General features: G+C 60.4%; 21 protein-coding genes. 6 read left to right on the top strand and 15 right to left on the bottom strand.

Annotation, left to right across the window (positions count from 1 at the left end; translation table 11 throughout):
- Positions 1–17 precede the first annotated feature (17 nt).
- Genes VSX42_RS06930 through sdhC form a run of 4 tightly spaced genes read right to left on the bottom strand, consistent with a single transcriptional unit; the run spans position 18 to position 3478 of the window.
- A complete protein-coding gene (locus tag VSX42_RS06930) occupies positions 18–803 on the bottom strand; it encodes a succinate dehydrogenase iron-sulfur subunit (RefSeq protein ID WP_135011168.1) in 786 nt (261 codons plus the stop codon).
- Between the two features lies 1 nt (position 804).
- On the bottom strand, positions 805–2568 hold the full coding sequence (gene sdhA / locus VSX42_RS06935) for a succinate dehydrogenase flavoprotein subunit (RefSeq protein WP_135011169.1): 1764 nt from the start codon (positions 2566–2568) through the stop codon (positions 805–807).
- Positions 2569–2608: 40 nt separating this feature from the next.
- A complete protein-coding gene (locus VSX42_RS06940) occupies positions 2609–3094 on the bottom strand; it encodes a succinate dehydrogenase hydrophobic membrane anchor subunit (RefSeq protein ID WP_237196973.1) in 486 nt (161 codons plus the stop codon).
- Between the two features lie 3 nt (positions 3095–3097).
- Complete coding sequence (gene sdhC, locus VSX42_RS06945) at positions 3098–3478, bottom strand: succinate dehydrogenase, cytochrome b556 subunit (RefSeq protein ID WP_237187242.1); 381 nt, start codon at positions 3476–3478, stop codon at positions 3098–3100.
- A 315-nt stretch (positions 3479–3793) separates the two neighbouring features.
- Here sdhC and VSX42_RS06950 point away from each other — a divergent pair, with 315 nt between their 5' ends.
- Both VSX42_RS06950 and VSX42_RS06955 read left to right on the top strand, forming a co-directional pair.
- Entirely contained in the window at positions 3794–4903 is a 1110-nt protein-coding gene (locus VSX42_RS06950) for a mannose-1-phosphate guanylyltransferase (protein WP_237187243.1), read from the top strand.
- Positions 4904–5003: 100 nt separating this feature from the next.
- Complete coding sequence (locus VSX42_RS06955; RefSeq protein ID WP_326503593.1) at positions 5004–6338, top strand: hypothetical protein; 1335 nt, start codon at positions 5004–5006, stop codon at positions 6336–6338.
- Between the two features lie 163 nt (positions 6339–6501).
- On the opposite strand, the gene VSX42_RS06960 is transcribed toward VSX42_RS06955, so the two are convergent.
- The 3 genes from VSX42_RS06960 to VSX42_RS06970 are packed head-to-tail and all read right to left on the bottom strand — an operon-like array spanning position 6502 to position 8592.
- Entirely contained in the window at positions 6502–7032 is a 531-nt protein-coding gene (locus VSX42_RS06960; protein ID WP_326503594.1) for a 2'-5' RNA ligase family protein, read from the bottom strand.
- 20 nt (positions 7033–7052) lie between these two features.
- Positions 7053–8120 (bottom strand): tryptophan--tRNA ligase, encoded by a 1068-nt coding sequence (trpS, locus tag VSX42_RS06965; RefSeq protein ID WP_418950782.1) that lies wholly within the window; start codon positions 8118–8120, stop codon positions 7053–7055.
- A gap of 19 nt (positions 8121–8139) precedes the next feature.
- The gene (locus VSX42_RS06970) at positions 8140–8592 is read right to left on the bottom strand and encodes a hypothetical protein (RefSeq protein ID WP_326503595.1); all 453 of its coding nucleotides are present in this window, start codon (positions 8590–8592) and stop codon (positions 8140–8142) included.
- A 71-nt stretch (positions 8593–8663) separates the two neighbouring features.
- Here VSX42_RS06970 and VSX42_RS06975 point away from each other — a divergent pair, with 71 nt between their 5' ends.
- Positions 8664–9374 (top strand): GntR family transcriptional regulator, encoded by a 711-nt coding sequence (locus VSX42_RS06975; RefSeq protein WP_326503596.1) that lies wholly within the window; start codon positions 8664–8666, stop codon positions 9372–9374.
- Between the two features lie 83 nt (positions 9375–9457).
- Here VSX42_RS06975 and VSX42_RS06980 read toward each other — a convergent pair whose 3' ends face one another.
- The 3 genes from VSX42_RS06980 to VSX42_RS06990 all read right to left on the bottom strand — a co-directional run bounded on the left by VSX42_RS06980 (position 9458) and on the right by VSX42_RS06990 (position 12421).
- Positions 9458–10336, bottom strand: a complete 879-nt coding sequence (locus VSX42_RS06980; protein ID WP_326503597.1) for a bifunctional methylenetetrahydrofolate dehydrogenase/methenyltetrahydrofolate cyclohydrolase — start codon at positions 10334–10336, stop codon at positions 9458–9460.
- Positions 10337–10338: 2 nt separating this feature from the next.
- Positions 10339–11622, bottom strand: a complete 1284-nt coding sequence (glyA, locus tag VSX42_RS06985; RefSeq protein WP_326503598.1) for a serine hydroxymethyltransferase — start codon at positions 11620–11622, stop codon at positions 10339–10341.
- A 250-nt stretch (positions 11623–11872) separates the two neighbouring features.
- Positions 11873–12421, bottom strand: a complete 549-nt coding sequence (locus VSX42_RS06990; protein WP_326503599.1) for a TetR/AcrR family transcriptional regulator — start codon at positions 12419–12421, stop codon at positions 11873–11875.
- 225 nt (positions 12422–12646) lie between these two features.
- On the opposite strand from VSX42_RS06990, the gene VSX42_RS06995 reads away from it, so the two are divergent.
- Positions 12647–14347 carry a substrate-binding domain-containing protein gene (locus VSX42_RS06995; protein WP_326503600.1) on the top strand — a complete coding sequence of 567 codons (1701 nt, stop codon included), beginning with the start codon at positions 12647–12649 and terminating at the stop codon, positions 14345–14347.
- Positions 14348–14577: 230 nt separating this feature from the next.
- Here the strand turns inward: VSX42_RS06995 and purH are convergent, their stop codons facing one another.
- Together purH and purN are read right to left on the bottom strand one after the other, a co-directional pair.
- On the bottom strand, positions 14578–16185 hold the full coding sequence (gene purH, locus VSX42_RS07000) for a bifunctional phosphoribosylaminoimidazolecarboxamide formyltransferase/IMP cyclohydrolase (RefSeq protein ID WP_326503601.1): 1608 nt from the start codon (positions 16183–16185) through the stop codon (positions 14578–14580).
- A 129-nt stretch (positions 16186–16314) separates the two neighbouring features.
- Positions 16315–16893, bottom strand: coding sequence for a phosphoribosylglycinamide formyltransferase (gene purN / locus VSX42_RS07005; RefSeq protein WP_326503602.1), 579 nt, complete (start codon positions 16891–16893; stop codon positions 16315–16317).
- 111 nt (positions 16894–17004) lie between these two features.
- Between purN and VSX42_RS07010 the strand changes: the two genes are divergently transcribed.
- Entirely contained in the window at positions 17005–17418 is a 414-nt protein-coding gene (locus VSX42_RS07010) for a hypothetical protein (protein WP_326503603.1), read from the top strand.
- A 6-nt stretch (positions 17419–17424) separates the two neighbouring features.
- Here VSX42_RS07010 and VSX42_RS07015 read toward each other — a convergent pair whose 3' ends face one another.
- Positions 17425–19230, bottom strand: coding sequence for a DUF6350 family protein (locus VSX42_RS07015; protein ID WP_326503604.1), 1806 nt, complete (start codon positions 19228–19230; stop codon positions 17425–17427).
- A 489-nt stretch (positions 19231–19719) separates the two neighbouring features.
- Between VSX42_RS07015 and VSX42_RS07020 the strand changes: the two genes are divergently transcribed.
- The gene (locus tag VSX42_RS07020) at positions 19720–20508 is read left to right on the top strand and encodes a hypothetical protein (protein ID WP_326503605.1); all 789 of its coding nucleotides are present in this window, start codon (positions 19720–19722) and stop codon (positions 20506–20508) included.
- Positions 20509–20586: 78 nt separating this feature from the next.
- Here VSX42_RS07020 and VSX42_RS07025 read toward each other — a convergent pair whose 3' ends face one another.
- Positions 20587–21018, bottom strand: a complete 432-nt coding sequence (locus VSX42_RS07025; RefSeq protein WP_326503606.1) for a plasmid stabilization protein — start codon at positions 21016–21018, stop codon at positions 20587–20589.
- Complete coding sequence (locus VSX42_RS07030; protein ID WP_083091505.1) at positions 21015–21230, bottom strand: nuclease PIN; 216 nt, start codon at positions 21228–21230, stop codon at positions 21015–21017. Before VSX42_RS07030 ends, VSX42_RS07025 begins: the two co-directional genes overlap by 4 nt.
- Positions 21231–21236 lie beyond the last annotated feature (6 nt).

Here is a 21236-nt window from a genome sequence, read left to right on the forward strand (position 1 = left end):
GCGACTTTCTACCGGCCTTAGAGGGAGCGGGCCAGGATAGCCTGCTTGACCTCGGCAATCGCCTTGGTAATTTCAATACCGCGGGGGCAAGCCTCGGTGCAGTTGAAGGTGGTGCGGCAGCGCCAGACGCCTTCCTTATCGTTGAGAATCTCAAGACGCATGTCACCGGCATCATCGCGAGAGTCGAAGATGAAGCGGTGGGCGTTGACGATAGCTGCGGGGCCGAAGTACTGGCCGTCAGTCCAGAAGACGGGGCAGGACGAGGTACACGCGGCGCAGAGGATGCACTTGGTGGTGTCGTCAAAGCGGGCGCGGTCCTCCTGGGACTGGTAGCGCTCACGCTCCGGCTCGTGGGTGTCGTTGACCAGGAAGGGCATAATCTCACGGTAGGCCTGGAAGAAGGGTTCCATGTCTACGATGAGATCCTTCTCGCAGGGCAGGCCCTTGATGGGCTCAACGGTGATGGGCTTGGACAGGTCAAGGTCCTTGAGCAGGGTCTTGCAGGCCAGGCGGTTGCGGCCGTTGATACGCATGGCGTCGGAGCCACAGATACCGTGGGCACAGGAGCGGCGGAAGGACAGCGATCCATCAATCTCCCACTTGATCTTGTGCAGGGCATCGAGCACACGGTCGGTGCCGTACATGGTCAGCTTGAATTCGTCCCAGTGGGCTTCTGCTGACTCTTCAGGGTTGTAGCGGCGGACCTGCACAGTCACGTCAAAGGTGGGAATAGCACCCGCTTCGCCTGACTCAGACTTCAGCTCAACCTTGGATTCGGGTTCACGTGCTTCAAAATCAGCCATTTTAGTACTTACGCTCCATCGGTTCGTAGCGGGTGAAGGTCACGGGCTTGGTGTCAAAACGCAGACCCTTGATACCTTCCATCTCGGCGTTCTCATCGAGGTAGACCATTGAGTGCTTCATAAAGTTGGCGTCGTCGCGGTCGGGGTAGTCTTCGCGGAAGTGACCGCCGCGGGACTCCTTGCGGTGCAGGGCAGCCACAGACATGACCTTGGCCAGTTCCAGCAGGAAGCCCAGCTCGACAGCTTCAAGCAGGTCGAGGTTGAAGCGCTTGCCCTTGTCCTGAATCTGGATGTTCTTGTAACGCTCTTCGAGTTCAACAATCTTGTTGACGGCGTTGTGGATGGTTGCCTCGGTACGGAAGACCTGCATGTCGGCGTCCATGACGTCCTGCAGTTCCTTGCGCAGCTGGCCTACCTTTTCGGTGCCTTCGCCGTTGCGGATCTGGTTGAGCAGTTCCAGGGTGGCATCTGCGGCGTCGTCGGGGACGGGCAGGAAGTCAGCTGATGCTGCGTATTCTGCTGCGTAGATACCGGCGCGCTTACCGAAGACGTTGATGTCGAGCAGGGAGTTGGTACCCAGACGGTTAGAGCCGTGGACCGATACGCAGGCAACCTCACCGGCAGCGTAGAGACCGGGGATGATGTCCTCGGAGTTGGAGTGTACCTCTGCCTTGATGTTGGTGGGGATGCCGCCCATGGCGTAGTGGGCGGTGGGGAAAACCGGGACGGGCTCGGTGTAGGGTTCAACGCCCAGGTAGGTGCGAGCGAACTCGGTGATGTCGGGGAGCTTCTCGTCGATGTGGGAGGGTTCGAGGTGGGTGAGGTCCAGAAGGACGTAGTCCTTGTTGGGACCACAGCCTCGGCCTTCACGAACCTCGTTCGCCATGGAGCGGGCCACGATGTCGCGGGGGGCAAGGTCCTTAATGGTGGGAGCATATCGCTCCATGAAGCGTTCACCGTCGGAGTTACGCAGAATACCGCCTTCACCGCGGGCAGCCTCAGAAACCAGGATGCCCAGGCCTGCAAGGCCGGTGGGGTGGAACTGCACGAACTCCATGTCTTCCAGAGGAATACCGTTGCGCAGGGCAATTGCCATGCCGTCACCGGTCAGAGTGTGGGCGTTGGAGGTGGTCTTGAAGATCTTGCCACAGCCGCCGGATGCGAAGATAACGCTTTTGGCCTGGAAGACGTGGACGTCGCCGGTAGCCAGGTCGTAGGAGACAACGCCTGCGGGGCGGCGGACGCCGTCCTCGTCCTCAACCATAACCAGGTCGAGCACGTAGTACTCGTTGTAGAACTCTACGTTGTGCTTGACGCAGTTCTGGTAGAGGGTCTGCAGAATCATGTGGCCGGTGCGGTCTGCTGCGTAGCAGGCGCGGCGCACAGGAGCCTTACCGTGGTCGCGGGTGTGACCACCGAAGCGGCGCTGGTCAATACGGCCCTCGGGGGTGCGGTTGAAGGGAAGACCCATCTTCTCGAGATCAAGAACGGCATCGATGGCTTCTTTCGCCATAACCTCAGCTGAGTCCTGGTCTACCAGGTAGTCGCCACCCTTGATGGTGTCAAAGGTATGCCACTCCCAGTTGTCCTCTTCAACGTTAGCCAGAGCCGCACACATGCCACCCTGGGCGGCACCGGTGTGGGAGCGGGTGGGGTAGAGCTTGGTGAGCACAGCGGTGCGGACGCGCTGGCCAGCTTCGATAGCGGCTCGCATACCTGCGCCGCCTGCGCCGATGATAACGACGTCGTACTTATGTACCTGCATTGTGTGAATGCTTCTTTCTAAAATCTAGAGCGCCAATAGCTTACGGAGCGGTGCAGAAGGACGGCAGAAGGTCTGCGGCTGCACCGGCGGGGCAGGGGTCAAAGGTGAAGATGACCAGGGTGCCCAGAAGAATCACGAAAGCGGTGGCAAGGAAGAGGGCTACCTTCAGGGCGAAGCGCACGCCGTCCTTTTCTGCGTAATCGTCGATGATGACGCGGATGCCGTTAGCGCCGTGCAGCATAGCCAGCCACAGGAGCAGAAGATCCCAGACCTGCCAGAAGGGGTTAGCCAGCTTACCGCCGACGAAACCGAAGTCGATGCGGTGTACGCCTTCGCCCATCATGAGGTTGACGAAGAGGTGACCGAAAATCAGGATGACCAGCAGAACACCGGAGACACGCATGTAAAGCCAGGCGAACATCTCGAAGTTGTTGCGCTTGGACGAGGCGCGGTTGTATTTGACACCCGATACGGTGTTGTCGCGGCTACGGGGAACCGAAATCTTGGTTTTCAGAGGAGTTGCCATGTCTTAGTGACCCCCAAAGACGAGCATGAGATGACGGACGAGGAAGGGAACCATGACGACGGCCCAGAGCACCAGGACGCCCCAGAGCATAGCCTTCTGGTTCTTGGCGCCGTTCTTCCAGAAGTCCACCAGGATAATGCGGATACCGTTAAAAGCGTGGTAGACAATAGCTGCTACCAGAACAGCTTCACCCAGACCCATGATGGGGTTCTTGTAGATGTGCATGACGGCGTTGTAGGCCTCAGGAGAGACGCGGACAACGGCGGTATCAAGCACGTGAACCAGCAAGAAGAAGAAAATGGCGATACCGGTAATGCGGTGGGCAACCCACGACCACATACCTTCACGGCCGCGGTACAGCGTACCCTTGGATGTATTCGGCACTGAATAACCTCCTGTGTGATGCGAGACGACACACCGATAGGTCGAGCCCATCTGTGCGCCCACGCAACATACGTATTGTGTGTTCTACTCAACAGCAAGATTAGCAGGTTTTAGGGCCGCTTACTTACACCGTGTCACCATCTCTTACCCCCGTATTTCCGGGAAATAGGCAAGGTTTTAATGCCCTTAAGCCAGCTATCGGCGTTATTATGCGGAAGCCGCCGTGAGGTTTTCCGTCAAAAGTGACCGGCGCCGTACAGTTTAAGGAAAAGATTTCATCATTATGACTTCAATTCTGGGTACACTGTAGAAACAATGAGAACACCACTTGAACGGTTCTACCCCCTCATTCCGGCCGGCGGCGTAGGGTCCCGCCTATGGCCCCTCTCTCGCGCCGTAGAACCTAAATTTCTGCTTGACCTGACCGGGACAGGTTCTTCCCTCCTCCGTGCTACCTACGATCGCTTGGTTGACCTCGCGGCTGATGGCGTCCTTGTCGTCACCGGCCAGGCCCACGCCAATGCCGTCACCCAGCAGCTCTCAGAGCTGCGCGGGTCCGATCTGGTACTCGAACCCTCACCTCGCGACTCCGCAGCAGCCATTGGCCTTGCCTGCGCTATTCTGCACGAGCGTGACCCCGAGGCCATCATTGGCTCCTTCGCCGCTGACCACATCATCAGCCCGGTCGAAGAATTCCAGGCTGTAGTACGCGAAGCCGTACACGCCGCGGCCTCCGGCAAGATCGTCACCATCGGCATCGAGCCCACCGAACCTTCCACCGCCTTCGGCTACATCAAGGCTACCCAGAACCTGGGGCTGGAAGACGCCCCCAGCGTCCTTGCCGTTGAACAGTTCGTCGAAAAACCCAATGAGGCCACCGCAACCGAGTACGTAGCCAGCGGCGACTACACCTGGAACGCCGGCATGTTCGTGGCTCCTGCTGCCCTCATGCTGCAGCACCTCGAAGCCAACGAGCCGGAACTCTACGCCGGCATCATGGAAATCGCCCGCGCCTGGGACACCCCCGCACGTGAAGCCTGCATGAACCGTCTCTGGGAGACCCTACCCAAGACCGCCATCGACTATGCAGTAGCTGAGCCTGCCGCGGCAGCCGGTGACGTAGCCATGGTTCCCGGTCGTTTCAGCTGGGACGACGTAGGTGACTTTGACGCCGTAGCCCGCCTCAACATCGAAAAGAGCGGTGACGACCTCTTCGTACTGGGCGACAAGTCCAGCGTCATCAGCGAAGAATCCACCGGTATCGTCGTCAACAACACCGGCCGTAAGATTTCGGTCATCGGTATCGAAGATGTTGTTATCGTTGACACCGCAGATGCCCTGCTTGTCACCGTGCGCGACGACGCCCAGAGCGTGAAGAACACCGTCAATACCCTGAAAGAACTGGGCCAGGACAACCTGCTCTAGCCCATCAGAGTTACACAAAGGCCCGCACCGTTTTCTCGGTGCGGGCCTTTTTGACACCCACATTATGCAAATGATTCTCATTTAGTTTAGACTGGTGGGCATGCACAACACCTCTCGTCCTCTTTTCACCCTCATCAGCGCCACCCTCGCCCTTGCCCTTGCAGGCTGCGGGGCAGCGTCTGCCCCCTCCGCCACCTCAAGCAGCGACCAGGCCAGCGCCACCGCAACCGCAGAACGCGCAGCCATCACTGAAGCCTCCACCCCCTCAGCCCGCATCGCCCTGACCTACGACGGCGGAATCATGATTGTGGACGGCAAGACCTTTGAAGTCATCGAAACCATTGAAAAAGAAGGCTTCCTACGCCTGCAGCCCGCAGGCGACAACCGCCACCTGGTCGTAGCCGACGGCTCCTCCTATACCATGCTCGACATGGGCGCCTGGACCCAGGCTCACGGCGACCACGACCACTACTACACCACTACCCCCACCCTCACCTCCCTGTCCTTCGCAGCGGACGGCACCGGCCACGTCATCACCGACTACGGCCGCTCAGCCATGTTCGCCGACAACACCGGCACCATCGAGGTCTACTCCCCCGCTGACCTAACCGGTGCTGACCAGTACACCGCTACCAGCGTCAGCACCGAAACCATTACCCTGCCCGACGCCCACCACGGCCTGGCTATCCCCCTCGAGAACAACCAGTACCTGGTTTCGGTAGGCACCGAGGACGCCCGCACCGGCGCCGCCGTCATCAACGCAGACGGCTCGGTTGTCACCGAAAACCTCGATTGCCCCGGCATTCACGGCGAAGCGATTGCCGCTAACGACACCTTCACTGTTGGCTGCCAGGACGGCGCCCTCATCTACGCAGACGGCACTTTCACCAAGGTAACCAACCCCGAAGACCCCTACTCCCGCTCCGGCAACCAGGCCGGTTCAGCTGATTCAGCTATCGTGCTTGCCGACTACAAAACCGACCAGGACGCCGAGCTCGAACGCCCCGAACAGTTCGCCCTGATCAACACCATCACCAAGGAACGCACTAAGATCGCCCTACCCGAAGGCGTCTCCTACACCTTCCGTTCACTGGCCCGCGGCCCCGAAGGCTCCCACCTACTGCTGACAACCGACGGCAAGCTCCGCTTCTGGGCTGAGGACGGCACCGAGCTGGGTTCCGTCAACATCATGGACTCCTGGACCGAGTCAGAAATCTGGCAGGACCCCCGACCCGCCATCTGGGTTGACGGTGAAACCGCCTACGTCACCGACCCCGCCACCAAGAAGCTACACGTTGTATCCCTCGCGAAGATTGCGGACGGCACCGCCGAGGTATTTGCCAGCATCGACCTGCCTGAGGTACCCAACGAGATTAACGGTATCTCCCGCACCGCAGAGCTGGTCACCACCACCGAAGTGGACTCTGACCACTAGCGTTTTATCGATAAAGCTTATTCATAAGCGGTTCCGCAGGCTCACGCTCGCTGCCGACCCTCTCGCTGGTTCGCTAACGCTCACAAGCGATTCACGCCAGCCCCGAGCCAGCAGCTTCGCTGTGAGCCTGCTCCACCGACCTTTATGAATAAGCTTCTATTGTTTAAAGGCGTATTGTTCCCAGCTGCTGCCAGCTGCCTGCGCTGAATCGGTAGACAGTCAACCGGTTCACGGTGAAATGGGCAAGCGCGGGTGGTAGGGTCGCAAAATCGCGTAAGGACGCCGCCAGGGCAGGGGCCGGGGCATGGTTGGCTAGGGTGAGGTGCGGCTCGTAGGGAAAAGGTGACACGGACTCCCCTACCGCATTCTGGCAGGCTGTATGAATCAGGGTGAGCCTATCTGCCCCGGCAACAACGGGGAGGTAGGTTACAGGGGTAACCGGCTCAAAGGTAGCAGCTGGGCCCAGATCCACCTGCACGGGGCCGATGCCGGCCACCACCTGCTCAATGGAGCGCAGGGGGTCGCCGCCGGCGTCCTCGCTAATCAAAATCGTAATGTGACAGCTTTCTGCAACGGGGCCCACCAGGCCCTGGCTCACCCGCCAGCTGACCAGGCGCGCAGACACCACCGCAGGCACCTCGGCAACAATGCTGAGGTACCTGCGGTCGGGGTCTATGGTAGGTGAAGAAGCCACCAGGTTAGATCGTCTAACTCTTAGAGGGCGGGCAGGAAGCCTACCGCGTCATACACGTTCTTCACGGTCACAGAGGCAATCTCACGGGCCTTACCGGCACCGATAGCCAGCAGGCGGTCGAGCTCAGCGGGGTCGTCCATGAGTTCCAGGGCACGCTCACGAATGGGCGACAGTTCCTCAACCACAATCTCAGCTAGGTCAACCTTGAGGTGGCCGTACATCTTGCCCTCGTATTCAGCGACAATGTCGTCAATGGCCTTGCCCGTCACTGCCGAGTAGATGGACAGCAGGTTAGAAACACCGGGCTTGTTCTCGCGGTCGTAAGCGATCTCGCTGCCGGCGTCGGTGACTGCGCCCTTAATCTTCTTGGCAGTCTTCTTGGGGTCATCAAGCAACCAGATAATGCCCTTATCAGTGGTCGCTGACTTGCTCATCTTGGAATCCGGAGTCTGCAGGTCGTAAATCTTGGCAGTCTCTTTGAGAATCACCGGCTCAGGCACCACAAAGGTGTCGCCAAAGCGGGAGTTGAAGCGCTGGGCCAGGTTGCGGGTGAGTTCCAGGTGCTGACGCTGGTCTTCGCCCACCGGCACCACGTCAGCCTGGTAGAGCAGGATATCTGCTGCCATCAGAACGGGGTAGGTGAAGAGCCCCACCGAGGCGTTATCGGTGCCCTGCTTAGCTGCCTTGTCCTTGAATTGGGTCATGCGGGCAGCTTCACCGTAGCCGGTAATGCAGTTGAGCACCCAGGCCAGCTGGGCATGCTCGGGCACATGCGACTGCACGAAGAGCGGGGTATTCTCGGGGTCGATACCGGCTGCAATGTACTGGGCCGCGGTCTTGCGGGTGCGCTCCAGCAGAACCGCAGGGTCCTGGGGAACGGTAATCGAGTGCATATCGGGAATGAAGTAGAGGCACTCGTGGTCTTTCTGCAGGTCAACCCAGTTATTGACCGCACCAATGTAGTTACCCAGGTGCATGGAATCTGCGGACGGCTGGGCGCCCGAGAAAGCACGCGGCGCACCGGTTGCAGCGTTGGGAATCTTAGCCTTGATGTTTTCTTCGGGGGTGGTCTGCTGTGACTTGCTCACGGGGCGTCCTTCGCTCTGTTTAGGCCCCTTCACGGGCCAGTTCAATACCGTTCTTAGCGGTGAAGTTAATGGTGTCGATAGCGCGATCAATCATGTCGCGGGAGTTTTCGTCGTTGACCTCAAGCTGCTCAGCAATCACCTTTGACTGCACCAGGCAAATCTGGAAAGAGTGGGCTAGCTTCTCGGTATGCACATCAGACTCGTACTCGGCGCGCTTCACAGCGTGCTCCTCGTAGGCCTTGCGCTGGGCAACCAGGGTACGGTTGACATTGACCAGGAGGTAGGCTGCGATACCCAGCCAGGCTGCGATAATACCGGCCAGAATCCAACCCAGCACCGACTCTTCGCGGGCTGACTGGACGATAGCCCAGGCCAGCAGGGCAACGAGAATTGCCATGCCAATGCCCGCCCCCATCAGGACGACCTTAGTGTTCTGCTCTTGTGCTGTTTTTTCTGAACCGTTCGACTGCATGACCTCTATTATGTCAAAGGAAGCCAGGCCGCGCTGAATCGCAGGCCCAACTTAAGCGTAAAGTGGGGTACATGATGCCCTCATCACGTGAAACGAAGTACCAGCAGGTCGCCCAGCTCATCGAAGAGCGCTATATCTGCCCGGCCGATGAGAATATGCCCCTGCCCACAGAACGGCAGCTGCAGGATATCTTCTCCGTCTCACGTGACACCGTCCGCCGGGCCCTGCGGGAACTGGCTGACGCAGGCCTTATCTACCATGTGCAGGGGTCAGGCACCTATGTTGCCCCGCGCAAGCACCCGATGCGGGCACCGTCCTTGCGCTCTTTCACAGACGATATGGCAGCGCGCGGCCACCGCCCCCACTCCCTCACCCTCACCTGCCACCTGGTTGAAGCGCCGCTGGCGGTTCAGCGCGATTTGAACCTGGACGCCGGTGCCAAGGTAATTCAGATTCAACGGCTGCGGCAGGCGGACGGCTCCCCTATCGCTCTTGAAACCGCCCACTTCCTACCCGAGGCCTTTTCCCATGTGGAGCCCGAACTGTCTGCCTCGCTCGATGCCCAGATGCGGGCATCCGGTTTCCAGGTGGAAACCGCAACCGTGCGGGTGGTAGCGACCAACCTGACTCAGGCAGAAGCAGCCCAGTTGGGGGTTCCCCTCGGGGCGGCCGCTCTGCGCGTTGAAAAAGTGGGCTACACCGTGCGCGGCCTGCCCGTTGAAAGCACCCAGACCCTCTACCGGGGCGACCGCTACGACTTTGAGATAGAGGTCAAGAGATAGTTCTTTGCCCGTGAGTGCATACGAGAATCGCCGAGTACATACGCTCTTGGTAGGCACTCGGCGATTCTCATGGACACTTAGGCTTAGGCGACCTGGCGTTCTGCGGTTTCTACCACATTGACCAGCAGCATAGCGCGGGTCATGGGGCCGACGCCGCCGGGGTTGGGTGAGTACCAGCTGGCCTTAGCAGCGGCCTCGGGTGAGATGTCGCCGGTCAGCTTCTTCTTGCCGGTCTCGGGGTCCTCGATACGGGAGACACCAACATCGAGCAGGATAGCGCCGTCCTTGACCTGGTCAGCCTTCACGGCGTGGGCAACACCCACGGCGGCCACGATGATATCGGCATCGCGCAGGGCTGCGCTGACGTCCTCGGTGCCGGTGTGCACCAGGGTAGCGGTGGAGTTGACGTCCTTGCGGGTCAGCAGCAGGCCCAGGGGGCGGCCCACGGTAATACCGCGGCCCAGCACAGCGACCTTCTTGCCCTTCCAGGAGATACCGTGGCGTTCTACCAGCTCAATCACACCGTTAGGGGTGCAGGGCAGGGGCGAGTTCAGGGGTTCACCCACGTTGAGGACGAGACGGCCCAGGTTCATGGGGTGCAGGCCGTCGGCGTCCTTCTCGGGGGCAATCTTCTCAAGAACACGGTTGGTGTCGATGTGCTTGGGCAGGGGCAGCTGCACGATGTACCCGGTGCAGGCCGGGTCGTTGTTCAGCTTTTCGAGCTCAGCTTCAAGTTCTTCCTGGCTGATAGTCTCAGGTAGCTCCACCTTGATGGAGGCAAGGCCGACCTCGGCGCAGTCGCGGTGCTTGCCGCCCACGTAGGAGCGGGAGGCGGGGTCATCGCCCACCAGCACGGTCGCCAGGCCGGGAGTCACACCCTTCTCTTTGAGGGTAGCTACACGCTCGGCGAGCTCGCTCTTAATCTGGGCGGCGGTAGCGGTGCCGTCAAGAATCTGCGGCATGTTTACCACTCCTCGATGCCTGAGTAGAGGGGGAACTTCTCACACAGGGCGGTGACGCGCTCGCGCTGGGCAGCAACGTCGACGCCGGGCTTGAGGGTTTCTGCGATGATGTCGGCGACCTCGGTGAAGGCTTCAGCATCGAAGCCGCGGGTGGCCAGGGCGGGGGTGCCGATGCGCAGGCCGGAAGTAACCATGGGCGGACGGGGGTCGTTGGGCACTGCGTTACGGTTGACGGTGATACCGGCTTCGTGCAGCAGGTCTTCTGCCTCACGGCCGTTGATTTCGGCATCGCGCAGGTCAACCAGAACCAGGTGAACGTCGGTGCCACCGGAGATGACCTTAACGCCGGCCTCTGCCATGTCAGCCCGGTTCAGGCGGTCAGCCAGAATCTTGGCGCCTTCGAGGGTGCGGGCCTGGCGGTCCTTGAACATATCGGAAGCAGCAATCTTGAAGGCGGTAGCCTTACCGGCGATAGCGTGCATGAGGGGGCCGCCCTGCTGGCCGGGGAAGACAGCTGAGTCGATCTTCTTCTTCAGGTCTTCAACACACATGATGAAGCCGGAGCGGGGGCCTGCCAGGGTCTTGTGGACGGTGGAGGAGACCACGTGGGCGTGAGGGACGGGGTTGGGGTGCAGGCCAGCTGCTACCAGGCCAGCGAAGTGGGCCATATCGACCCAGAGGTAGGCACCGATTTCGTCGGCGATAGCGCGGAAGGCAGCGAAATCCAGCTGGCGGGTGTAGGCCGACCAGCCGGCGATAATGACCTTGGGCTTCTCGGCCAGGGCCAGTTCGCGGACCTCGTCCATGTTCACGCGGCCGGTTTCTTCGTCCACGCCGTAAGCAACAACCTCGTAAAGCTTGCCCGAGACGTTGAGCTTCATACCGTGGGTCAGGTGACCACCGTGGGCCAGGGACAGGCCCATAATCTTGTCCCCGGGAGTCAGCAGGGCGTGCATGACGGCGTTGTTCGCCTGGGCGCCGGAGTGGGGCTGTACGTTAGCGTGATCGGCGCCGAAGAGGGCCTTGGCGCGGTCGATAGCCAGCTGCTCCACCACGTCAACAAATTCGCACCCGCCGTAGTAGCGGCGGCCGGGGTAACCTTCGGCGTACTTGTTGGTCAGAACAGAGCCCTGAGCTTCAAGAACTGCGCGGGGGGCAAAGTTCTCGGATGCAATCATTTCGAGGGTGTTCTGCTGGCGTTCCTGCTCGTGCTGAATAGCTTCAGCGACCTCGGGGTCTACCTCGGCCAGAGGCAGGTTGGTGACGTTGGATGAAAGGTTGGTCATGCCACTTCCTTGAGTATGGTGGATCAGTTTCTTCTGCTGTCTGTACGAGGGGATACAGAAGATCACGTGATGCTTTAACCGAGCGGCGCGTGTGAGCGCACTCTACTTTTAAGTGTATGTGACCTAGCTAGCGAGAGCCCGCTGCCCCGGCAGATTTAAGACAATTTTCAGGTTTTTACCCACATCCCACTTTTAAGCTGCGCGGACGCCGGTGAGCTGTTCACCGGCGTCCGCACAGGAAAAGGGAAGGCTAGGCCTGCCGCAAAATAGTGCGGGCAAATTCGAAGTAGCTTTGGGCGTCAAAGTCGCGCACGGTGCTGGCCTGCACCACAAAACCGGTCAGCACAGACAGGACCGCCGAGCCCAGCATCTGCAACCAGGTTTCTAGCTCTGAGGGGGAAAAATCCAGTTCAGTCTCAGCCCAGGCCCGGTAGCTGGCCACCACACGCGAGCGCAGCAGGCCCAGTTGTTCGTCCACGACTTCAGCGACATCAGGTACCGTCACTGCCTCGCCCCAGGTAATCGCCAAAAAACGCGTGAGCTGCTCGTTGTCCCGCAGGGTCACTAGACAGCGCTCCACAAACTCCCAGGGCAGCTCATCGCTGCGCGCCTCAAATTGAGAGAGGTCTACCCGGGCAGCCGCAGCCATAATCTCGGTTTTCCCCGAGAAGTGGTTATAAATCGCTCCGGCAGATAGGCCCGAGGCCGCAATCACCTCACTCATCGACGCCTGCTGATACCCTTTCTGCATAAATACAGTACGGGCAGCCGCAACAAGCTCGGCACGACGGGAACGCATATACTCTTCACTGACTTTCGGCACCCTTCCATTTTAAGCACGGCGGCCTGCTGCCTACCCCGGCAAACCCCGCCACAGGTGCCCTTTCTTGCTACACTAAAGGGCGAACCAGCGGCACTACCCACCCACCGTAGCTGCCCAGCGAGCGCCCCTGCAGCCGCACCTGCTCACGGGTCCCCCACTCGCCTACACCACCGCACAGCATTAGGGAAGAGGCACCGTCATATGGCGAATAACGCCAAGTCACGCCGTCAAGAGCGTATTGAAAAGCAGAAGAAGAACAGCCGCAAGTGGATTGCAACCGGCGCTGCAGCCGTGATTTTGCTCTGTGGCGGCGCTATTGCCTACACCAATATCACCGGTGATAAGCAGCCCTCCACCACCAGCGGCCAGACCGTTCCAGCGGCCTGCTCAACCACCCAGGCCGTCACCGTGGCCACCACCGAGCCTATGGCAGCAGCGCTGAAGGCTATGCCCGTGGATGAGGACACCTGCATCACCCTCGACATCACCACCGATAAGACCGCCAGCGATGTGCTCACCGAGTCAACCAGCGGTACTGCAACCACCAACCTCTGGATTCCCGATTCCACCACCCGCGCCGAGCTGGCCATGAGCGAAGCTAACACCGGTCTGACGCCCCTTGCGGAGTCCCTTGCCCAGACCCCCGGCGTCATCGTGTCAGAAGATAACACCAGCTACGGCACCTGGCTCGAAGCTCTCAAGGCTGAAGACACCGTCAGCATGGGTGACCCTAAGGAAGACCCCGGAGCTTTTGCGGCCCTGCTCGGTGGTATCTCCGAGGCGTCAGCCGGTACCGTCAGTATTGAGGACCTTACCGGCGGCACCGCCCTGCGTGCCCAGAGCATCGGTGTAACCGAGGCTGCCCAGAGCGCCACCGAGCTGCTGACCGATGTGGATAACGGCACCAAGGACGTCGCAATCGTCACCGAGGCTGACTACGCAGCCTATGCCTCAGCCCATACAGATTCCGGGCTGACCGCAACTGTGCCCGGCGACGGCTCCTTTGCCCTCAACTACCCCCTCTACCAGGCGTCCTCCAGCAATAACACCACTATCGATGAGGCTGCCCAGCAGATTATCGACTTCATGGGTAGCGAGGATGGCAAGCAGGCCCTGGCAGCTGCTGGTTTGCGCGCGGCGGACGGCCAGGAGCTAGAAAGCGAATACAGCGTCGGTAGCTTTGCGGCTCTGACTCCCAGCAACCAGGATATGCTCACCCAGGTCTGGACTTCTTACTCCCTGCAGTCTGCGCCGCTGAACGCTCTGGTGGTGCTCGACGCATCAGGTTCTATGCTGCTGCCGGTAGCTGGTACCGACAAGTCCCGTATGGATATCACCGTTGAGTCTGTGCTGGCAGGTTCCCAGCTTTTCCCAGCCCGCGATTCTATGGGCCTGTGGAAGTTCTCCCGTGACCTCACCCTGCCTGACGGTTCTGTTTCTGATTACCAGGAGCTGGTACCCGTGCGCGGCTTTGAAGAAACTGTAGACGGGAAGACCCAGCGGGTGCTCCTACAAGAGGCTGGTTCGGGTATTGCCGCGACCATTGACCCCAACGGCTTCACCGCCCTTTATGACACTACCCTGGCTGCCTTCCGTTCGGCCAAGGAAAACTATGCCTACGGTTCGGTGAACGCTGTGATCGTGCTGACCGACGGTGAAAACCACGACGATAATTCCATTAGCCAGGAAGAACTGATTTCTACCATTCAGGCGGAGCAGGACCCGGCTAACCCGGTCTTCATCATCATGATTGGCGTCTCTGAGGATGCAGATATGAACGCCCTGACCACCATCGCCCAGAGCGTCGGCGGCGAGGCCCATATGGCTTCCTCCCCCACCGACGTGCAGCGCATCTTCGCTGAAGCCCTCACCGGCATCTCGGACGCTGCGGCGCAGCAGTAGGGTTCTTCCCTCATCACAGTAAAAAGTCCGCCCCTCCGTATGTGGAGGGGCGGACTTTTTATAAGCGTTTTGGTTCCCGAAGAGATAGGGCAGGCTCATAGCGAAGCTGCTGGCTCCGGGGCTGGCGTGAATCGCGTGTGAGCGTCAGCGAACCTGCAAGAGGGTCGGCAGCAAGTATGAGCCTGCCCTATCTTCGTCACGAATAGGCTAACCTAATTCGTTTGGAAGGCCTAGTGGAAGAAGTGACGAGCTCCGGTGAAGTACATAGTTACTCCTGCTTCCTTGGCGGCAGCGATGACTTCTTCATCGCGGATGGAGCCGCCGGGCTGCACGACTGCGCGGACGCCGGCGTCCAGGAGCACCTGGAGGCCGTCGGCGAAGGGGAAGAAGGCGTCGGAGGCTGCGACGGAACCGCGGGCGCGTTCTGCGCCTTCTGCGAGGGTGTTGGCGCGTTCGACGGAGAGGCGGCAGGAGTCTACGCGGTTGACCTGGCCCATGCCGATGCCGACGGCAGCTCCGTCGTTTGCGAGCAGGATGGCGTTGGACTTGGCGGCGCGTAGGGCCTTCCAGGCGAATTCGAGGTCGGCGAGGGTGGCTTCGTCTGCGGCGTCACCGGCGACGAGCTGCCAGTTTTCGACCTTGTCACCGTCGGCGTGCAGGCGGTCGGCATCCTGGAAGAGGGCGCCGCCGGATACCTGGCGGTATTCGATGGTGTCGTGGGCGAAGCCTTCGGGTAGCTGGAGGATGCGCAGGTTCTTTTTGGTCTGCAGGATTTCCAGGGCTTCGGGAGCGTAGGAGGGGGCGATGATGACTTCGGTGAAGATGCTCTTGACGGTTTCTGCCATGGCTGCGGTGACTTCGCGGTTGGCTGCGATGACGCCGCCGTAGGCTGAGAGGGGGTCGCAGGCGTGGGCCTTGGCGTGGGCGTCGGCGATGGGGTCGGCTGCGTCTGCTGCGCCGACGGCGATGCCACAGGGGTTGTTGTGCTTGATGATGGCGACGGCGGGTTCGTCGAAGTCGTAGGCAGCGCGTAGGGCGGCGTCGCCGTCGACGTAGTTGTTGTAGCTCATGGCCTTGCCGCCGAGCAGTTCTGCCTGGGCGATGCCGGGGGTTGCGGCGGGGTCGACGTAGAGGGCGCCTGCCTGGTGGGGGTTTTCGCCGTAGCGCAGGGATTCGGAGCGTTCGAAGGCGAGTCCGGCGAAGGGGGGCCAGTAGTTGGCGTCTTCGTCCTGCTCGAACTGGGCTGCGGTCCAGGTGGCAACGGCGGTGTCGTAGGCGGCGGTGTGGGCGAAGGCGGCGGACGCCAGGCGGCGGCGCTCTGCCAGGTTGAAGCCCCCTGCCTTGGCAGCTTCTACGACCTGGCCATACTTGGCGGGGTCGACGACGATGGCTACGGCGTCGTGGTTCTTGGCTGCTGCGCGCACCATGGAGGGGCCACCGATGTCGATTTTTTCGATGATGGCGTCCTGATCTGCGCCGGAGGCTACGGTCTCAACGAAGGGGTAGAGGTTGACAACGACCAGGTCGAAGGCCTCGATCTCCATATCTTTGAGGGTGTCGATGTGTTCCTGCTTGCGGCGGTCTGCCAGGATGCCGGCGTGGACGCGGGGGTGCAGGGTCTTGACGCGGCCTTCGAGACATTCGGGGAAGCCGGTGATGTCGGAGACTTCGGTGACGGGGACGCCGGCTGCGGCGATGGTGGAGGCGGTTGAACCGGTGGAGACGATAGCGACGCCGGCTTCGTGCAGGCCCTTTGCTAGGTCTTCGAGGCCGGTCTTGTCGTAGACAGAGATGAGGGCACGCTTGAGCGGTACGCGGTCGAGCTCAATGAGACTCACAAATTAACTCCGTTTCTTGTGCTACCGGGGGTTGGCCCGGGTCAGCAGGTGGTTTCGTGGGTGTGAGTCGTTTTGTTGTGAGGCCCCGACCCTAGGCCCAGCCCCGTGGTGCGGGGCTAAACTTGCGGGTTAGGCGGGGGTGCCGTTGAGATCTTGGGCCAGGCGGGCGATGGTTTTGACCAGGAGCACTCGCTCTTTGACCTTGATGCGCTCGTGCAGGGTTTCTTCGGTGTCGTCATCGAGGACGTCGACGGCGGCTTGGGCCAGGATGGGGCCGGTGTCGATGCCGGAGTCGACCAGGTGCACGGTGAGCCCGGTGACTTTGACCCCGTGGGCGAGGGCGTCGCGCACGCCGTGGGCTCCTGGGAAGGACGGCAGCAGGGCGGGGTGGGTGTTGATGATGCGGTTTTTGAAGCGGTCGACGAGCTGAGCGTCGACGATGCGCATGAAGCCGGCAAAGATGATGTAGTCGGCGCCGTAGCTGGCGATTTTTTCTTCCAGGGCGCGGTTCCAGGCTTCGCGGGTGTCGTAGCTGGAAGGTTCTACGAGGAAGGTCTCGATTCCGGCTGCCTCAGCTCGTTCGATTCCCAGGCAGGGCTTGTCGGCACCCACGGCCAGGACCGTGGCGTTCAGGTCGCCGGCTGCTACGGAGTCAAGGATGGACTGTAAATTTGTGCCCGATCCGGACACCATCACCACAATGCGCATACAGAAAAGTTTATCGCATGCGAGCGCCAACACACTGCCGCGTTTTCATGCTGAGACGCCAGCAGTTTGCGCTGTGCGAGGCGGGCGGCAGGGCGCGGTAAGGTGGTAGGTATGTCTGACACCGTGCGTCCTTCCACCCAGCTGCCCTCTGACCGTGTGCTTGAGAATATCAAGGTGTGGTCCCGCCTGTCGTTTTTGGCGATGGTTGCTACGGTGGCTAGCACCTCGTACCCGGGCTGGTTTGCCGCGGTAACAGCGACCCTGGCGGTGCTGACCTTCACTCTTTCCACCGTGACCCTGGTGAAAATGGTGGGGGCTAAGTTCCCCGCTTTTTCGGTGGTACTCATGATCATGGTGATGCTCTGGTCGCTCTTTTTGGGCTTCGCTGCGCTAGTTCAGCTGATTTTTGTGGACGCCACCATCGCCTACGCGGAGTGCCTGCAGCAGGCTGTGACCCTGAGCCGTCAGCAGCAGTGCACCTCGCAAATGAGCGATGGCCTGCTGCAGCAGCTCATGGGGCAGTAGCTGGGACTATTCCTTACCCGTACCTTCTGCCAGCTCTTCAAGGCGTTTTTGGCGGCGAGCACGCAGGGACTTAGGACGCTTCACCACAGGCCGGAAGGGCACCGCGGGTTCTTCAGCTTCAGTCTCGGGTGCAGTCTCTGCTTCTGCTTCGCCAGATGCGGTATCTTCAGCTTCTTTTTCAGGCGCTACTTCCTCAGCCTCAGAAGCAGCCTCATCGCTCTCGGCGGGCTCGTCGCTCTCAGCAGGCTGGGTCTGCTCGCGGTCGGCCAGAATACGAGCTAGCGCCAGCGCAGCTGCGCCCTTCTCGCTGGAGGCCGCAACCGACCCACCCTCGGCGGGGGTCTTGCCACCGGCGTCCTGGCTCTCCAGCTCACCCGATTCTGCGTCTAGCTGCTCGGCGGCCTCCGGCTGGTCAGCCCCAGCCTTTGCTGCCTTACGCTCGGCGCGGGCCGCTGCCTTCTGGGCCTTGGCCTCGGCGCGGACGGCACGCTTCTGCTCGCGGGTGGGCTTGGCCTGGGCAAATCGTTCCAATTCACCGGAGGTGTCGCGCACCAGCAGGTGGGCAAGGCCCAGCCCCAGCATGGTACCGGCTGCCAGCAGTACGGCAGAGAAGGCCCCAAAGATGAGGGGGTGCGGGCCGATAGCCGTGAAGCGGCCCAGCCCCAGCGACCCGTTAGCGGTCCAGCCCAGCAGGGTGGTCAGTAGGAAGGTCGGCAGCAGGGTCAGGGCAGCAAGCCCCAGGGTAGAGAGGGGCCAAGACAGCCAGCGGAAGCGAATCTTGAGGGAAAGCCACTCGTCAAAGTGGTTTTCCCCTTCGCGGAAGAACCACCAGCCGCCCAGGGCACCGGCGGCCAGGGGCACAGCAAGGGCCAGGTAGCCCCAGGGCTCGGACGCGTGCGGCAGCGCCCCCAGCACCGGAAGGGAGGGCATGACCCCCACGTTGGTACCGGTCAGATCAACGGAGGTGCCGGTGCCTAAGGCAAAGCCCGCGCCGGAGCTCCAGGCCATGGAGTAAACCACCAGGTTCAAGAGCAAACCCAGCTGCAGCAAGGTTAGGGCTAGGCCGCCGACGGCACCAGCGTGCAGGGTCTGATAAAGGGAGACGACGTCGTCCCAGTGCCAGAAGAGGGTAACCACCAGAAGTAGGGAACCACCGGCCACAAAGGCCAGCACGCTCACCAGGGCTGCCCGCAGCAGGGCCCAGACGTAGGAGCCTGCCCAGCGGGAATACTGGCTGAATTTTTTCACCCAGTCAGCCGCGTTCACACCGATCATGGCTGTTAGCGAGCGCGATTCGGCGTACCCGCCCAAGATGATGCCCAGGACAGCTACCCAGAGGGGTACCAGGGCGGCAAGGACGGGTGAGGTGGAGAAGAAGTCGTTGGTGGATAGCAGGCTCACCCCGGCACCCACCACGGCGTAGGCGAGAAGACCACCGGCCAGGGGCTGCCAGAACTGGCCCTCGTAGCTGGCGCGGGCCAGGCGGCGGCCGGAGCGGTAGCAGAGGGCTAGGGGGATCAGGGTGAGACCCAGGGGTACCAGGCTCATGGTTCCGGTTACCGCTGAGAAGACCCCCTGCTCGGGGATATTCATGTTCAGGGGCACGCCGTGAACCAGCAGCCACAGGTGCCCGGCCACAGAGACAGCGCCGGCTAGGGTACCGCTGCTGTTGAAGCCGTTGGTGTACCAGACCGCCGCCAGGAGCAGGACGACGGTGAGGTAAGAGGCCAGCGCCACGAGGGCGAGTTCAACTGACCCCTGCAGCCACAGGGGCATAGGGAGGGAACGTTTGGGGTGAGCGGTGGTATTCATCGTCTTTCATCATGTCATGTTTCCTGCTCTTTCGCTTTCAGCCCGCATCGCCCAACCTTTGCTGGGACCGCTTAAAGCGAACCCAGCGTATTTTGGTATTCACCACATTAATTTAAGTGATTTTAAAAACCTGCTCCTACCTTTCTCACAGACCCGCCAACAAGACAGGGGCATATTGCACCTCCGATAAGGCAAAACATTCTCAGAGAGCCTCAAACAGAAAGGGTAACCGCATAAGTTATACAAGGAGAGGTTAAACCCACTCCGACACCGCATTCCTCATATTTGCCTTTCAAGCTCAAGCTAACTAGCATGGGGTGTCATGGAGTCAAAGCTAAGCCTTTTCCTTCAAGAAGTATCAGGCTTTATTTTGGTCCACCTTTACACCCCCGGGCGCCGGCAGGGTTTTCTCACCTTACGCCTCCTCCTGTAGCAGAACACAGGAGACTGTGCCTACCAGCAATAATTTAATAATTTAGGGAATATATTATGCAATCACTCGCATCCACTGGCCTTTCTCGTCGCACACTGGCCAAGGGTACAGCTTGGGCAGCACCTGCTGTACTTGCAACAACAGTTATCCCCGCCTACGCAGCCAGCCAGGATCTCTGCACCAAGGTCAATATGGTTAACCATCACATCAAGATTTATGAAAACCCTGTGGGATCAAACGGCACCCTGCGGGCCTGGTTCTACTTTGGCACTATTGATATCACTATTCCTGAGGGTCGCTCTGTAGTCTCCGCGACCGTTGGTTTCTGGATGGCTAAGCACAGCGGAACCAACGACGGCAACAATGTTGGGCTGTTGTCCCCCAGCCACCCCAACATGAAGTACTACGCTTCTAATGCTTCCAAGACCGCCCGAGGTAGCCTAACCAACATTGGCCCTAACCCCGGTGATGGCACCTTCTGGAACTTCCGCGATAATATCGCAGTAGATTCAGGTGCTCCCGTTGGTCCTGCCCTCCCCTTCAGATACCTGGGCGAATCCGCTCAGACTTGGTCTGATGGCACCCGAAGCACCGGCTGGGGTATCCAGAGCACCTGGACCCCTGGTGATGTTCGTGTCGCGACCACTACCCCCATTAGTAATGGTTGCAAGATTTTTAAGATCGATTCCCTGGGCGGTATCCAGTGGATTGCCCAGAATACCTATCTTCCCCTTAACCGCCAGCTTCCTCACTGGCGTTTCTGGAAAATTACCCTCGACGATGGCACAGTAATTGAGGGCCAGGACTCCCGTGCCTGGGTTGGCGACCCCACCTGGCGTGGCTAAACCATAAAGCTCCCATAGAGAAAGTGACTCCCCTGGCTGCCAGGGGAGTCACTTTCTCTATAGGGGCTAGTTTGAAACTTAGCCCTCCCAGGGATTGTGGGCGGGCACTCCCCAGCCCTGGTAGGTGTCGGCCTTACCGGAAACAATTTCGAGGTTGTGGACGGTCGCAGTGGCAGCCATCAGGCCCTCAAGGGCTGCTGTGGCGAGGGGGGCGGGGCGCTGCCCACCCACCAGGTGGAGGTGCTTCTCGGCGTGGCGTCCGGCCCACTCCAGTGACACCTTCGCGTCGACTTCTAGCACGTGAGAGTCGAAGCGGTCCATGAGCTCAGCGAGCCAGCGTTCGGTTTCTGGGTAAGGGTAAAGCCCCTTGAGTTCACCGAGGCTAAGCACCGAGATGTACATGGTGCGGTAGGAGCGGCGGCGAAGGCAGTTCACTACCTGCGGGTGCGGGGTGGCCTTGCGAATCTCAGCAAGGACATCGGAATCGAGAAGCAGACCTACCTGGCTCATGCAGCTTTCAGAACACCGTATTCAGTTGCAGGGATACCACTGGGGTTGGGGGCCAGCAGGAAGTTGAGGAATTCGCTGCGCTCGTTGGAGATGCGGGTGTAGTCCTGGATGCTCATTGCGGTGTAGCCGCCGCGGGCGGGTACAGAGGCAGCAGAGATGTTCTTCTGAACGGTGATGTGAGGACGGTGGGCGTGAGGTCGAGCGTTTGACATGCCGTC

This window comes from Rothia nasimurium (genome assembly GCF_035916755.1).
GTDB lineage: Bacteria > Actinomycetota > Actinomycetes > Actinomycetales > Micrococcaceae > Rothia.

What these genes read in the sequence shown, in the direction of transcription:
- VSX42_RS06930 (WP_135011168.1), bottom strand. Translation starts at nt 803, where the DNA reads ATGGCTGATTTTGAAGCACGTGAACCCGAATCCAAGGTTGAGCTGAAG.
- sdhA (WP_135011169.1), bottom strand. Translation starts at nt 2,568, where the DNA reads ATGCAGGTACATAAGTACGACGTCGTTATCATCGGCGCAGGCGGCGCA.
- VSX42_RS06940 (WP_237196973.1), bottom strand. Translation starts at nt 3,094, where the DNA reads ATGGCAACTCCTCTGAAAACCAAGATTTCGGTTCCCCGTAGCCGCGAC.
- VSX42_RS06950 (WP_237187243.1), top strand. Translation starts at nt 3,794, where the DNA reads ATGAGAACACCACTTGAACGGTTCTACCCCCTCATTCCGGCCGGCGGC.
- VSX42_RS06955 (WP_326503593.1), top strand. Translation starts at nt 5,004, where the DNA reads ATGCACAACACCTCTCGTCCTCTTTTCACCCTCATCAGCGCCACCCTC.
- VSX42_RS06970 (WP_326503595.1), bottom strand. Translation starts at nt 8,592, where the DNA reads ATGCAGTCGAACGGTTCAGAAAAAACAGCACAAGAGCAGAACACTAAG.
- VSX42_RS06975 (WP_326503596.1), top strand. Translation starts at nt 8,664, where the DNA reads ATGATGCCCTCATCACGTGAAACGAAGTACCAGCAGGTCGCCCAGCTC.
- VSX42_RS06980 (WP_326503597.1), bottom strand. Translation starts at nt 10,336, where the DNA reads ATGCCGCAGATTCTTGACGGCACCGCTACCGCCGCCCAGATTAAGAGC.
- glyA (WP_326503598.1), bottom strand. Translation starts at nt 11,622, where the DNA reads ATGACCAACCTTTCATCCAACGTCACCAACCTGCCTCTGGCCGAGGTA.
- VSX42_RS06990 (WP_326503599.1), bottom strand. Translation starts at nt 12,421, where the DNA reads ATGCGTTCCCGTCGTGCCGAGCTTGTTGCGGCTGCCCGTACTGTATTT.
- VSX42_RS06995 (WP_326503600.1), top strand. Translation starts at nt 12,647, where the DNA reads ATGGCGAATAACGCCAAGTCACGCCGTCAAGAGCGTATTGAAAAGCAG.
- purN (WP_326503602.1), bottom strand. Translation starts at nt 16,893, where the DNA reads ATGCGCATTGTGGTGATGGTGTCCGGATCGGGCACAAATTTACAGTCC.
- VSX42_RS07010 (WP_326503603.1), top strand. Translation starts at nt 17,005, where the DNA reads ATGTCTGACACCGTGCGTCCTTCCACCCAGCTGCCCTCTGACCGTGTG.
- VSX42_RS07015 (WP_326503604.1), bottom strand. Translation starts at nt 19,230, where the DNA reads ATGAATACCACCGCTCACCCCAAACGTTCCCTCCCTATGCCCCTGTGG.
- VSX42_RS07020 (WP_326503605.1), top strand. Translation starts at nt 19,720, where the DNA reads ATGCAATCACTCGCATCCACTGGCCTTTCTCGTCGCACACTGGCCAAG.
- VSX42_RS07025 (WP_326503606.1), bottom strand. Translation starts at nt 21,018, where the DNA reads ATGAGCCAGGTAGGTCTGCTTCTCGATTCCGATGTCCTTGCTGAGATT.
- VSX42_RS07030 (WP_083091505.1), bottom strand. Translation starts at nt 21,230, where the DNA reads ATGTCAAACGCTCGACCTCACGCCCACCGTCCTCACATCACCGTTCAG.